At 66.2% G+C, this 12146-nt stretch carries 13 protein-coding genes; 5 read left to right on the top strand and 8 right to left on the bottom strand.

What is annotated here, in order from left to right; all coding sequences use genetic code 11:
* Positions 1-132: 132 nt before the first annotated feature.
* The 3 genes from PLZ73_05100 to PLZ73_05090 are packed head-to-tail and all read left to right on the top strand — an operon-like array spanning position 133 to position 1444.
* Positions 133-429: a metalloregulator ArsR/SmtB family transcription factor gene (locus PLZ73_05100; GenBank protein ID HOO77248.1), complete on the top strand. Its 297-nt coding sequence runs from the start codon at positions 133-135 to the stop codon at positions 427-429.
* Positions 426-782 carry a J domain-containing protein gene (locus tag PLZ73_05095; protein ID HOO77247.1) on the top strand — a complete coding sequence of 119 codons (357 nt, stop codon included), beginning with the start codon at positions 426-428 and terminating at the stop codon, positions 780-782. Before PLZ73_05100 ends, PLZ73_05095 begins: the two co-directional genes overlap by 4 nt.
* On the top strand, positions 779-1444 hold the full coding sequence (locus tag PLZ73_05090; GenBank protein ID HOO77246.1) for a class I SAM-dependent methyltransferase: 666 nt from the start codon (positions 779-781) through the stop codon (positions 1442-1444). Before PLZ73_05095 ends, PLZ73_05090 begins: the two co-directional genes overlap by 4 nt.
* Before the next feature lie 19 nt (positions 1445-1463).
* Here PLZ73_05090 and PLZ73_05085 read toward each other — a convergent pair whose 3' ends face one another.
* From PLZ73_05085 to PLZ73_05055, 7 genes are all read right to left on the bottom strand, one after another.
* Positions 1464-2792: an FAD-dependent oxidoreductase gene (locus PLZ73_05085; GenBank protein ID HOO77245.1), complete on the bottom strand. Its 1329-nt coding sequence runs from the start codon at positions 2790-2792 to the stop codon at positions 1464-1466.
* Between the two features lie 13 nt (positions 2793-2805).
* Positions 2806-3342 (bottom strand): DUF302 domain-containing protein, encoded by a 537-nt coding sequence (locus PLZ73_05080; protein HOO77244.1) that lies wholly within the window; start codon positions 3340-3342, stop codon positions 2806-2808.
* A 134-nt stretch (positions 3343-3476) separates the two neighbouring features.
* The gene (locus tag PLZ73_05075) at positions 3477-5345 is read right to left on the bottom strand and encodes a cation:proton antiporter (GenBank protein ID HOO77243.1); all 1869 of its coding nucleotides are present in this window, start codon (positions 5343-5345) and stop codon (positions 3477-3479) included.
* Positions 5346-5459: 114 nt separating this feature from the next.
* The gene (locus tag PLZ73_05070; protein HOO77242.1) at positions 5460-5798 is read right to left on the bottom strand and encodes a hypothetical protein; all 339 of its coding nucleotides are present in this window, start codon (positions 5796-5798) and stop codon (positions 5460-5462) included.
* An 87-nt stretch (positions 5799-5885) separates the two neighbouring features.
* A complete protein-coding gene (locus PLZ73_05065) occupies positions 5886-6497 on the bottom strand; it encodes an ankyrin repeat domain-containing protein (protein ID HOO77241.1) in 612 nt (203 codons plus the stop codon).
* 385 nt (positions 6498-6882) lie between these two features.
* A complete protein-coding gene (locus PLZ73_05060) occupies positions 6883-7257 on the bottom strand; it encodes a ferredoxin (protein ID HOO77240.1) in 375 nt (124 codons plus the stop codon).
* Entirely contained in the window at positions 7254-9257 is a 2004-nt protein-coding gene (locus PLZ73_05055; GenBank protein ID HOO77239.1) for a sulfatase-like hydrolase/transferase, read from the bottom strand. The genes PLZ73_05060 and PLZ73_05055 overlap by 4 nt, the downstream gene beginning before the upstream one ends.
* A 196-nt stretch (positions 9258-9453) precedes the next feature.
* Between PLZ73_05055 and PLZ73_05050 the strand changes: the two genes are divergently transcribed.
* A complete protein-coding gene (locus tag PLZ73_05050; GenBank protein HOO77238.1) occupies positions 9454-9759 on the top strand; it encodes a hypothetical protein in 306 nt (101 codons plus the stop codon).
* A gap of 56 nt (positions 9760-9815) precedes the next feature.
* Here the strand turns inward: PLZ73_05050 and PLZ73_05045 are convergent, their stop codons facing one another.
* Complete coding sequence (locus PLZ73_05045; GenBank protein ID HOO77237.1) at positions 9816-10490, bottom strand: ankyrin repeat domain-containing protein; 675 nt, start codon at positions 10488-10490, stop codon at positions 9816-9818.
* A 303-nt stretch (positions 10491-10793) separates the two neighbouring features.
* Between PLZ73_05045 and PLZ73_05040 the strand changes: the two genes are divergently transcribed.
* Entirely contained in the window at positions 10794-11813 is a 1020-nt protein-coding gene (locus tag PLZ73_05040) for a right-handed parallel beta-helix repeat-containing protein (GenBank protein ID HOO77236.1), read from the top strand.
* Positions 11814-12146 lie beyond the last annotated feature (333 nt).

Here is a 12146-nt window from a genome sequence, read left to right as displayed (position 1 = left end):
AAGCCCTGGTCTCAGCGGTTCCATCGCTTTTCGGTTTCCGGGTCCGCTGCGATTGTCGCGAAAAATCCGTGGAGACGGCGGCGATACATGCTAATATTCTAATATGATGATATTAAGCGAAGCACTGCGACCATGAAGACGGACCGCCGCCGCCACGCTCAGTTGCTCCGGGCCTTGGCGCACCCGACCCGACTGGAGATCCTGGCCCGGCTGGCCGAGGGGCCGAGCTGCGTCGGCGCCATCCGCGACCTGCTCGAGGTTTCCCAACCCAACCTCTCGCAGCACCTGTCGGTCTTGAGGAAGGAGGGACTGGTCGATTTCGAGGAGAAGGGCAAGCAGCGCTGCTATTGCTTGACGCGCCCCGCCCTGGTTCGCGACTTGCTGGGTTTTATTTCCGGAGCCCGGTTGCGGAAGGAGGGAGCTCCGTGAACGAACCTTCCTTCCGCGAAGAGCTCGGCCGGATCCGGGAGAACGAACGACGCGCCCGCCGGATCCTGGGGGTCGGCCCCGGGGCGGGGCCGGCCGAAGTCAAGAGGGCGTTCTGGACGCAGGCCCTGCGCTTCCATCCCGACAAAAATCCGGGCGACGAAGAGGCTCTGCGCGCCTTCCGCAACGTCCTGCGAGCCTACGAATGCCTGAAGGGGAAAGCGCCGCTGCCGCCGGGGAAAGATGGAGAGGAACAGCCGCGAGTGGGGAAATACGCCGACAACGAATGGGGGTATTTCTGCCATTGGCGGGAAGCGTATATGGATGATTTTCTGGGAAGGGGGGAAAAGAAGTGAGTGCGTCGCCCTCTGCGCCCGCGGGCCCGTTCCAGCGTTTTTTCCGGGAATACGACCGTTGGTTCGATTCCGCCCGGGGCCGGGCCATATTCGACCTCGAGGTGGCGGCGCTGCACAGGGTCATGGGGGCCCGGGAGGGGCGCTGGCTGGAAGTGGGGGTGGGAACGGGCCGTTTCGCCTCCGCGCTTTCCGTGGCCGATGGCCTCGACCCCGCCGCTTCCATGTTGGTCCGGGCTGCGGCCCGGGGAATCCGCGCGGTCCGGGGGGGCGGCGAGGAACTCCCGTTCGCGGCCGGCGCTTTCGACGGAGTTCTGATGGTGGTCACCATCTGCTTTCTCGACGACCCGGCCCGGTCCCTTCGGGAATGCCGGCGGGTCGTAAAAAAGGAAGGGAAATTGGTCCTGGGCTTCGTCCCCGCCGCCGGCCCCTGGGGCCGTCTCTACGAGAGCAAGGCCCGCGCCGGACACCGGTTCTATTCCTCGGCCCGGCTGTACGGCGCCGCGGCGGTCCGCGGCCTGGCCGCCGCCGCCGGGTTTGTCCCCGCCGAATCGGTCAGCTGTCTCTTCGATCCACCGGGAGGGAAGGTGACCGACCGTTCGCTGCGCCCCGGCATGGACGATGGCGCCGGCTTCGTCGCGGCTGCTTTCGCCCCCGGAGGCTGAGCCGGTCCGTCGCGCCCGATCACTTCCTCAGCGCGTTCCGGCAGGCGAAGACGATGGAATTGTCGGAAGGCTTGGCCGCCAGTTCGGGATGAGTGGCGTATTGGAAGCGCTCCAGGTCGTGCAGGGTCGCTCTCGTCTGGATGGCGAAGGAGAGGAAATCCGCATCGTCCGCCGCCCTCGGACCGCTCCGGAGAACGCTTCCCCCCGCCAGGGCCAGGGTTCGGCGATCGAAGACCAGCTTGGTGCGCACCGGGGCTCCGCCCGCCATCATCGGATACCGGTCGGGGACTTCGGAGTAGCCGGTAACGACGTCCATCCCCGCTTCCCGTGCCTGGGATTCGGTCAGTCCGGCCGACCCGATCGACCAGCCGAAGACCGCCGAGGCGCTGGCGTTGGTAACGCCGGGAAAGACGGTCGTTCGGCCCAGGATGTTCTCCGCGGCCGCTTGGCCCATGAAGACGGCGTTGGTTCCGAATTCTCCCCTGACCGGGAAATTGCCCGCCAGGGAGCGTTTGGTCGCGCAGTCTCCGGCCGCGTACACGTTCTCGGCGCCGGTCCGCAGGCGTTCGTCCACGACGATGCCCGCGGCCGATACCGGAATCCCGGCCGCGGCCGCCAGTTCGGAATTGGGGACGACCCCCAGGGCCAGCACCACGAAATCGGCTTCGACCGTTTCGCCGTCGGAGGTGTCCGCCCCCGCCGCCCGCCCGGCGGTTTCCGGGAACCCGGTGACCGCGCCCCCGGTCTTCACGCGCACGCCCTTTCCGACCAGGACTTCCTCGACCACGGCCGCCAGTTCCGGTTCCGACGTCGCCGGGAGCAACCGATCTTCCCGTTCGATCAGGGTAACCTCCAACCCGGCCGCGCGCAGGGCCGCGGCCAGTTCGATTCCTATGTACCCGCCGCCGACGACCGCGGCGCGGGTCCCCGCCGCCGTCAATTCGCGCAGGGCGGTCAGATCGCGGAGCGTCCGGACTCCGGTGACGTTGTCCGCTCCCGCCCCCGGGATCGATGGGATCAGCGGCCGGGAGCCGGCGGCCAGGAGCAGCGACCCGTAGGCGACGGTTTCGCCGCAGGCGGTCGTCACGCGCCCGGCGGCGGGATCGAGCGAAACCACCGTATCCACCAGGAGTTCGGCGCCGACCTCGGTGATCAGGGTGTTGGGGATCTGGAAAGCCGCGATCGGTTTTTCCGCGGTCAGACCGTAGGGGAGCGCGCAGCGGTTGACGTTGATCTCCTCGTCCTTGATCAGGGTTACCGAGAGGTTCCGGTCCGCGGCGCGCAGCTTCCGGCAGGCGATCCGCCCCGCCGGGCCTCCTCCGATGATGACGACGTCCCTGGTTTTCATGAACTCCTCCGGATCAAGCGGCGGCGCCGGGCCGTTCTTCGGTTTTCGGTTTAACCGCTTCTTCCGCGGGAGCCTCCAGCAGGCGGTTCAGGGCGGTCAGGATCCGGTGTTCTTCCTCGGCCACCTTGGTCATGGTGGAGCCGATGATGGAGCCCATGAACATTTTGCTCATCAGCCCGATGTTCATTTTGGAGATGAAGACGTCGCCGTTCCCGGTTTCGTAGACCGCCCAGGTGCAGGGCATCATCGCTCCCATCCACGGGTGTCTATCGACGATGCGGTTGGCGTAAAGGGACTTGCAGACGAAAAAGAGCCGTTTCTTGACCACGTTGGAGAAAGCGTGTTTGCTGGAGACCACCGAGTAGAAATCCCAGTCGGGCAGGGGAAGGCCCCAGCCCGGTACCGAGGTGACGGCATCCCCCAGCCGGCGGCAGACGTCCTCGAAGGTCGCCTCGATCCTGACCGTCTTGATCATGAAGTTGCGCATAACGTAGACGAAGACGGCGGCGGCCGCGACGGCGCCGGCCGCGAAAGCGGGTAAAGCGTACATATCGTTCCTCCCTTCCGGTTGACGGTTGTCCGGGACGTCCGGCCCCGGTTGTTCTATCATCCAAATATCTATATATTACGATAATTGGGGAAATCAAGTGTTTTTTTCGCCTCAAGGCGGTCATGACGGCGGGATTACGGTTCCGGAAAGCCGGCGCGCTCGGTCTGGTCGGCCAGGTCGCGCAGCACCGCGATGAAATCGCGGGGTTGGGGGGCCGCCCGCAGCTCTTCGCGGACGTGGGCATTGCCCAGGATATGGGCGGCGATGGAGAGGATCTGCAGGTGGGCGGCCGGGTCCCGGGCGCAGGTAAGGACCAGCAGAAAGAGGTCGCAGGGCAGGTAGTCCGGAGCGCCGAAGTCCACGCCCGGACTGCGACGGCCGAAGACCAGCACCGGACGGTCCAGCCCCATCAGGCGGCAATGGGGGATGGCGATGCCGTGGCCCATGCCGGTGGTGTTGAGGCGCTCCCGTTCTCCCAGCACCTGCAGGGCCTGAGCCAGGTCGATATGCTGGTCGGAGACTGAGCGGGCGTGGTGGACCAGTTCCTTGATCACGTCCTGCTTGGTTTCTCCCCCGAGATCGAGCCGCACGAACTCCTCGGGCAGGAGGTCGAGGAGCCGTCGGGCGGATTCGGCCAGCCCCACCCGGGGAGACAGACGGCGCATCTCCTCTTCTTCCCCCGTTACCCAGCTCCGCCACCTTCGCAGCCCCCGATCGACCAGGAAAACCCCGACCACCTCGAAGAAGACGATCGCCGGGAGGATGATGGCGGCGAACTCGGGCCGGCCGAGCACGGCGCCGGCGTAGACCGCTTCCACTGCCGCCACGCCCGCCTGGGGGAGCATCAAGCTGGGCAGGCAGGCGGTTATCTTGCGTTCCTCCCCCATGATCCGGCATCCGATCCAGGTTCCGGCGATTTTTCCGGTCATCCGGGTGAGGACGTACATCCCCGCCATCCAGGCCAGGCCCCCCCCGAGAGAGGAAAGGTCGATTCCGGATCCGATCAGCGCGAAGAAGCCGAGGTTGAGGACGGGGGTGATGTGGTCGATTTTGAGAGAATCGAAGATGGCGTGGGAGTGGAAATTGGCGACCAGGAACCCGGCGAAGGTGGCGGTGATCAGAAACGGCCAATGCTGATAGTAGACCCAGCCCGCCCCCAGGGCTACGACCCCCATGACCACCAGGAAGATTTCCGCCGACGGCGAGGGGTGTTCGGCCAGGATGCGCTGGAGAAAGCCCTCGTCGCGGGGGCGATGGTCGGATTCGGTTTCGAGAATGATGGCCCGCCGCCGGACCAGCAGCCGGAGAACCAGGTAGATGGCGAATCCCACCAGAGCGGCCAGGGCCACTTCCCGCGCCACCGGAAACAGGGCGCTCAGGCCGGTCCCGGCTTCGGGGTGGAGCCGGCGCAGGGAAATCTGCAGCAACAGGGAAAAAATCACCACCTCGATCAAGTCGTCGAGAACGACCATGCTCCCCAGGACGTGGCGGAGGCGTCCTTCGATCCTCAGTTGATTCATGAGCACGAAGGTCACCGCCGGGGCGGTGGCGATGCCGATCGATCCGATCAGAAGGGCGTCCACCATATCGAAGCCGGCCAGGAGGAAAAAGGCGGCGCTGATCGCGAACCAGGTCAGGGCCGCCTGGATCAGGCAGATGACCAGCGCTGCCCGGCCGACCTTGCGGATACGCGTGACGTGGAGTTCCTCGCCGATCCCGAAGGCGACCACGCTTAGAAAAACGAAGATGAAAAAGTGAAAGGCGTGCAGGGCGTCGTCGTAGAGGCCGCCGGAAGCTCCGGGGAGGACCCCGGCCAGGTGGAGGGCGTAGGGCCCGACCAGGGCGCCCCCGATCAGCTGGCCGGTCACTTCCGACAACCGCAGGCGGTTGAAGAGCTTGCCGCCGAGGTGGGCGGCCAGCACCAGGAGGCCGAGGGCCATCATCTGAACCGCCGCCCCCTGGCCGATGAGGATACCGGCGGGCGAATCGGGGATCCCGGGCATAAACGGTCGAACTCCGTCGGCTGAACTTGAGGAAACGTTCACCGCCCGGATTCTAGCCGGGAATGCGGCTTTCGGGAAATGAATTCTCGGCCCCGCGCGTCGCGGTCGGCCCGTTTACCGGCCCCAGCAGGCCCCGGCCGGCCCGGTCCCGACGCAAACCCAGGGGTAGGGGCCCCAGTTCCAGGCGGCCGGCCACGGCCGGGGCCCGGGCGGCTGCGGGCCCGGGTAGACGTAGACGGGGCAGGGGACCGGATAGCGTTGGTACCAATGCCGGTTCCAACCGGGGTTCGGTCCCCAGACGGGCGGACAGGGCGGCGGCGGCACCGGGCCGCATTGTCCGTAATGCCCGCAGTGGTAGCCTCCCCCTCCGCCGGGGGGAGGAGGCGGGTCGGCCCGTCCCGTCCCCGCCGCCAGCAGGAAGGCGGCCGCCGCGATCGCTCCCAGGTGCTTCATGGACCACTCCTTGGTATCGCGTTCACCCTTTTTGACGGGGCCGGGTTGATTTTATTCAAAAACCGGCTCGCCCGGGGAGCGAATCTTTCAGGCCCGGGCCAGGATGCGGCGGAAAAAGGGACGTTTCCGGGGCGGTCCCACGATCTCCTTCAGGAATTCCGCCATGTCCTTTATGCCGCGGTTTTCCGCGACTTCCAGGGGGGTGGAATTGTCCAGGCCCTTGGCGTTCACCGCCGCCCCCCGGCGGACAAGGAGTTCGGCCACTTCCTTCCGGTTCCCCAGGACCGTGAGATGCAGGGGCCTGGCGCCGTCGTCGCAACGGGCGTCGAGATCCGCCCCCGCCTCGATCAGCGCCTCCGCCACCTGTTTCCAACCCAGCCAGCAGGCGACGTGGAGCGGAGTGGCCCCGTCCTCGGTCCGGATGTCGACCTTGGCCCCCCGGCCCAGGAGGAGGCGCACCAGGTCCACGTGCCCGTTGCGGGCCGCGGCTCGCAGCGCCGAGGATCCGATCTCGTCGCGGTGGTTGATATCGGCCCCGCTGTCCAGCAGAACCTCCACCACTTCCTTGTGGCCCACCCGGCACCCGGCGTGGAGCGGGGTCTCCTTGTTCCAGTCGCGGGAGTTGACGTCCGCGCCCTGCTCGATGAGTTTTTTGACCGTGGGCGTCAGTCCGGCTTTGACCGCTTCGTGCAGCGTCATGGTCCGCCTCCTTTCCGCCCCTGCCGTCCGGAGCGGAGTTGGCCCCAGCCTCGCCCCCCTCGCCGTCGTTGCCAGATACAAACAATCGACTCACAAATATCGTCGATGTGTTGTAGTCGCGTCCGACAATTAAAATATACTATCGAAAATATGAAAGATCAATATCTCCGGGCTTCGATAGTTTTCCCTTGCATGCCGGGCCGGCAGCGAAACGTTCTTATGCCTCAATATAATAAAATCCATAAGTATTGTGCAATAATTAATATTTAACGATCTTAAATAACCGAAATTAAGTTTAGCGAGGAGCTGGGCAAGGGGCACGGAACCGCGTTCCGAAAAAGCAGGCGCCCCTCCCGGAGTCGTCAAGACCGTTTCCGCTTCCTTTTCAGCCGTGGATGAGGGAAGGGAGGCAGCGGACGCAGACCCAGAGGCTACGGCCGCCGCTGCGCAGGGGGAGGAGCGGGGTCTCCTCCTCGTTGTTCCCGCAGAGATGGCAGGTTTCGGCCAACACCCGCTTGCCTCGGCGCTCTTCCTCCCTCCGCGCCAGTCCGGGGTCGAAGGCGGGAGCTTCCCGTTCCTCCAGGGTCAGGGCCCCGGTGGGGCAGATCCCCAGGCAGAAGCCGGCCCCGTCGCACAGTGCTTCCTTCACCACCCGCGCTTTTCCGTCGACCAGGGCGATGGCCCCCTCGGCGCAGGGAGTGACGCACTTCCCGCACCCGTTGCAGAGTTCCCGGTCTATCTTCACGATCGTGCGTTTCATTGTTCGCCTCCTCCCGGCCGCGTTCCGACCCGGGGTTTTGAGTTTTCCGGCGGCTGGATTCCAGCTTGCCCGTTTTTTCTTTTCCCGCCAAGAGGACGGGGAGCTTCTCGGCCGGGGGCGGGTCCAGCCGTAGCCGGCGGCTTTGGGCCGGCTTCCTTTCGCAGCGCCCGGATGCGCGCCAGGCAGTTGCCGGCCTGGGGGAGCTCGGGAGCGTCCCCCAGCGCCCGCAGGCAGTGAAACTCCGCTTCGTCCAGCTGCCCCGTCTCGATCAGGGCGGCGCTCAGGTTTACCCGTATCTTGATTTCGACGCGGGAGACGCCGGAGGGCGTCCGGGGTTCGCGGTCGTCGCCGGGAAGATCCAGGGCCTTCCCGAGAATCTCCGCCGCTTCGGAGAACCTTCCCGCGTAGAGGGCCACCGTTCCCAGGTCGGCCAGGATCGCCCGGTCTCCGGCGCCGCCCGTCAGGGCGCCTTCGAAGTAGTTACGGGCCCGGTCGATATCGCCCAGGGCCAGGCAGCCTTCGGCCAGCAGTTCCAGGACCGTCGGCGAAGCGGGATCGAGCTTCGACCGGGGGGCCAGGAGATCGACGGCTTCCCGGGAGCGGCCGAGATCGAGAAGCCGGCGCGCGCGCCGGCAGTCGTTGTGCACGGCCACCATCTCCCGCGGTGCGGGCGCCGGCCGGTCCGCCGCCGGCGCGTCCGGCGCCCGCGTTCCCGCGCCCAGGTAGCCCAGCGCCCGCAGCCGCCGGACCGTTTCGATCTCCCCGCCGGGCTCGGCCGGGGCCGGGGGGGCCGCCGCGCCTCTGATTTCGTGTAAACGCCGCGCCATCGCCGCCGCCGTCTCCGGCCGCCGGGAAACCAGGTTGATCCGCTCGGCGTGATCGCTCCGGCGGTCGTAAAGTTCGGCTTCGGAGCCCTGGATGTAGCGCCACCGGGAAGTGGTCAGGCTGTAGAGCGGCGCCCAGCGGTGGCTGTAGAAGCCGAAGAGCGATTCCCCGTAACACTCGCCGGGGCCGCTCCCGTCGTCCAGCAGGCTTTGCCCGGCCATGCCCGCGGGGAGGGGCCACCCCAGGGCGTCGAGAACCGAGGGGGCCAGGTCGACCAGGCCGGCGGCCCGGCCGACGTCGATGCCCCCGGTCCGGCCCGGGATCCGCAGGATCAGGGGGACGCGCATCGAACCTTCGTAGACCAGCAGGCCGTGTTCGTTCTCGCCGTGTTCGCCCAGGGCTTCGCCGTGGTCTCCGGCGGCGACGACCAGGGTTCTCCCGCTCAAACCGCGCCGGTCCAGGAAATCGAGGATGCGCCCGATCTGGGCGTCCATGAAGGCGATTTCCCCGTCGTAGGGATCGATCCCCGCTCCGAGATATGCGGACGGAGGGTCGTAGGGGAAATGCGGGTCGAAGAAGTGAATCCAGCAGAAAAACGGACGCCCGGCGTTTTTCTCCATCCAGGCCAGCGCCCGACCGGCTACGGTGTTCGCGGGCAGTTCCCGGCCCCGGGAGGATTCGTCGGGGCGGTCGTCGTAGAGGTCGAACCCGCGTCCCAGGCCGAAGCGCTTATCCAGGGTGAAGCTGGCGACGAAGGCGGCGGTGGCGTACCCGTGTTCCCGGAAGATTTCGGGAAGGGTGCCGATGCCGCCGGGCAGACCGCCGCTTTCATTGTCCCGCAGTCCGTGTCCGGCGGGGTAGCGGCCGGTCAGGATGGTGGCGTGGGCCGGAAGGGTGAAGGGGACCTGGGTGAAGGCGTTTTCGAACTTCCAGCCGGCTCGGGCCAGGCCGTCCAGGGCCGGGGTATGGGCCCAACGGCAGCCGTAGCAGCCCAGGCGGTCGGCCCGGGTGGTGTCGAGGGTGATCAAAAGGACGTTAAGCGAATCTCCCGGCGGGTTCGTGACGGCGGTGCGGAGGATAAGCGCGAGCAGCGCCAGGACCAGGAGGCTTCCCCCGGCCGCGAGGCGTTGTTTCCCGAAACGGGTTTTCCGTGGCGGAGTCGGCGTCGTGGCCATGATGTCAGGGTAGCGCGTTTGCGTGCCCCGGTCACCTGCTCCGATAAACCCGAACCCGGTCCGGCTCCGTCCGCGGGAAAGAATTCGCGTTCGCGGGCGCGGATGTGCTAATAAGAAAGCAACCGGCGCTCCGGGAGGGGAACGGAGATCGTCGGTCACCGAAAACGTCCGGGGCGCCCGGGGAGGAGATGAAGCCATGAGTCCATCCGACTGGGGACTGGTCGGCGGCATCGCCGGAGCGGTGCTCGGCCTGATCGGCGGGATCGTCGGCACCTGGTGCAGTATCCGCAACACCGCCGGGAAGCGGGAACGGGCGTTGATGGTGAGACTCGCCGCCGGGTTTTGGGCGGCCATGGCCGTTCTGGGGGCGGCGGCGTGGGTGATCCCGGCCCCGTTCAAGGTGCTCGCGTTCGTCCCCGTCTGGTTCGCTGTGCCCTTTCTTATCCCCTATTGGAACCGGAAACAGAGGGAGTTCCGCGGGTCCGGCGACGGGCGGGAATAAAAGAGAAGGGGAAGACGCCGGTTTCCGGCGGTTCCGGCTGCGACTTTCGGGGAATTTCACCGCGGTTGCGGGCTTCCGGGCGAAAGTAAGCGGGAGAGTCGGAACCGGCGCAGAAAGCCTTTGCGCGGTTCCTGATCTTTTCGGGACCCGGCCGGATTTTCCAACAGCGCGATCATCTCGGTGAGATTTTTAGACCGGGCGATTTCGAGGGCGGTCATCCCCTCCTTGCCCTTGGCTTTCAATTGAGCGCCGTGAGCGAGTAAAAGTTCGGCCATCGCCGTATGCCCTCCCAGGACGGCCAGATGCAGGGGCGTCATCCCGTCCCGGCAGCGGGCGTTGACGTCCGCTCCCGCGCCCAGCAGCAGTTCGGCGGCTTCCCGATGGTTCCACCAGACGGCGGCGTGAAGGGGCGTGTCTCCTTCCCGGGTGCGGATGTCCACCTGGGCTCCCCGGCCGAGCAGGAGTTCGACCACCCCCCGGTGGCCCATCCGGCTGGCGGCGCGCAGAGGGCTGGAGCCGATCTCGTCCCGGGCGTTGATTTCGGCCCCCCGGTCCAGGAGCAGGGCCGCCGCCGCCCTCTGTCCCCGGCGGCAGGCGGCGTGCAGAGGGGCCTCCCCGAACCCGTCGAACGCTTCCACGTTCACTCCCGCGTCCAGGAACCGGGCGACCAGGTCCGCGCGGCCCATTTTGGCGGCTTCATGGATGTTCAAGCCCATCGCTTCGATTCCCATTTCGAGGTTCCGCGACCCGTGTCCGCGGAATTTCCAGAGTTTCAGAAACGATGCGGTGAAGTGCAAGGAAAATATAACCGGACGGCGGTGTCAGCGAAAAATCGTCCCCGCCGGTTTTGTATCGATGTCGGGTTGCCGCCCGGAAATTCCATGACCGGACTGTCGCAAAGGATCGAGTTCGGGTATTATCGGTTCGGCGGCTTCCGGCGGGTCGGTTGCCGCGGCTGAGACGGGTAATGTCAGGGTATTCTCCGGCGGTCGATCCGGCCGGAGCGAAACGAACGGCAGCAAAGGGAGGGAACGATGCGATGGTTGGCGACGGTTTCGGCAGCGTTATTGATTTCGATTCCGGCATCCGCGGCGGCGGCGGATTTCGACGGTGACTCGCGCGACGATGTCGCCGTCTTTCGGCCGTCTTCGGGGCTGTGGGCCGTACGGGGATACACCAAGATCTATTTCGGGGCTTCGGCCGACGAACCCAGTCCCGGGGACTATACCGGCGACGGGATCGCCGATTTCGCCGTCTTCCGTGCTTCCGCCAACCTCTGGGCGGTTCGGGGCTTCACCCGGATATACTTCGGGCAGGCGGGCGATAGCCCTCTCCGGGGCGCCGGCGGGGGGCAAAAGCTCTATGACTACGTCGTTCGGCCCGGCGACGGTAACGACCTGGTCGCGGCCCTGGAAAGCGATGTCTATGCCAGCGTCTTCGTACCCGCCGGAACCTATTCCGTTGGTCAGAACATCGACGTCGACAACGTCCGGCGCGTCAGCGCCGAAGCCGATTTCACCTCGATCGACTTCAGCGGGAGCTACAAACTCGAAATCAATTCGCCCAACTGCACCGTGGAAGGTCTGCGGGTCCGTTACGGGGCCCCGGCGGGCGAGGGCAACTTTTCCGTCAACGCCGCCTACGTCACCGTCCGGGACTGCCGCTCGGTCGAAAGCACCGGACACGGGTTCCGCTATTCCGCTTCCGCCGACAGTGTCGTGTTCAGCGGCTGCGTGGCTCGGAACGCGGCCGGCTCCGGGTTCTACGGCGATGCCTCCGTGGGCACTTCGAGCCTGACCGGCTGCAAGGCCCGGGACTGCGGCAGCGCCGGGTTCCGGGGGTGCTGCAACCTCGCTTCCTGTGCCGCGATCGCCTGCGCTGTCAGCGGATTTTACGACTGCTGGCGGATGAGCGCCTGCTACGTGGACGGCGAAAGCACCGGGGACTACGGGGTGCAGGGCTGTTACTACGTCTCCTCCACCCTGGTCACCGGCTGCACCTTTGCCTGGGACGGCGGGTCGAAGATCGACCCCGATTCCTGCAACAACCCCTGAGGGAAAAGGGCCAGAAGGGGAGTTGAACCACAGAGGTCACGGAGGGGGAATGAGAGGGTTCAGGAGCTGAGCGTCCCTCTGCTCCATGCTCTATGCCCTATGCTTTCCTTACCATGAAGGACATGAAGTTCATGAAGGGGGGAAGGGCTACTGAATACTGAATTCTGTATTCTGAATTCTGTCTCTATGCTCCATGCCTCCCCCCCTGAACCCTGAACCCTAAAGGGTCCGTGGCGGAGGGGCTTCTCTCCATGCTCTCTGCACTCTGCTCTCTGCCCCCCTCCCCCTCAGGGGTTGGTGACGGGCAGGTCGGTGGAGGCGCCGTAGTAGGGG

This window comes from bacterium (assembly GCA_035380285.1).
Lineage (GTDB): Bacteria > Auribacterota > Erginobacteria > Erginobacterales > DAOSXE01 > DAOSXE01.
This window is presented reverse-complemented; position numbering and strand designations above follow the sequence as displayed.

Coding starts and splice junctions, on each gene's coding strand:
- PLZ73_05100 (HOO77248.1), top strand. CDS start 133: ATGAAGACGGACCGCCGCCGCCACGCTCAGTTGCTCCGGGCCTTGGCG.
- PLZ73_05085 (HOO77245.1), bottom strand. CDS start 2,792: ATGAAAACCAGGGACGTCGTCATCATCGGAGGAGGCCCGGCGGGGCGG.
- PLZ73_05080 (HOO77244.1), bottom strand. CDS start 3,342: ATGTACGCTTTACCCGCTTTCGCGGCCGGCGCCGTCGCGGCCGCCGCC.
- PLZ73_05075 (HOO77243.1), bottom strand. CDS start 5,345: ATGCCCGGGATCCCCGATTCGCCCGCCGGTATCCTCATCGGCCAGGGG.
- PLZ73_05070 (HOO77242.1), bottom strand. CDS start 5,798: ATGAAGCACCTGGGAGCGATCGCGGCGGCCGCCTTCCTGCTGGCGGCG.
- PLZ73_05065 (HOO77241.1), bottom strand. CDS start 6,497: ATGACGCTGCACGAAGCGGTCAAAGCCGGACTGACGCCCACGGTCAAA.
- PLZ73_05060 (HOO77240.1), bottom strand. CDS start 7,257: ATGAAACGCACGATCGTGAAGATAGACCGGGAACTCTGCAACGGGTGC.
- PLZ73_05055 (HOO77239.1), bottom strand. CDS start 9,257: ATGGCCACGACGCCGACTCCGCCACGGAAAACCCGTTTCGGGAAACAA.
- PLZ73_05050 (HOO77238.1), top strand. CDS start 9,454: ATGAGTCCATCCGACTGGGGACTGGTCGGCGGCATCGCCGGAGCGGTG.
- PLZ73_05045 (HOO77237.1), bottom strand. CDS start 10,490: ATGGGAATCGAAGCGATGGGCTTGAACATCCATGAAGCCGCCAAAATG.
- PLZ73_05040 (HOO77236.1), top strand. CDS start 10,794: ATGCGATGGTTGGCGACGGTTTCGGCAGCGTTATTGATTTCGATTCCG.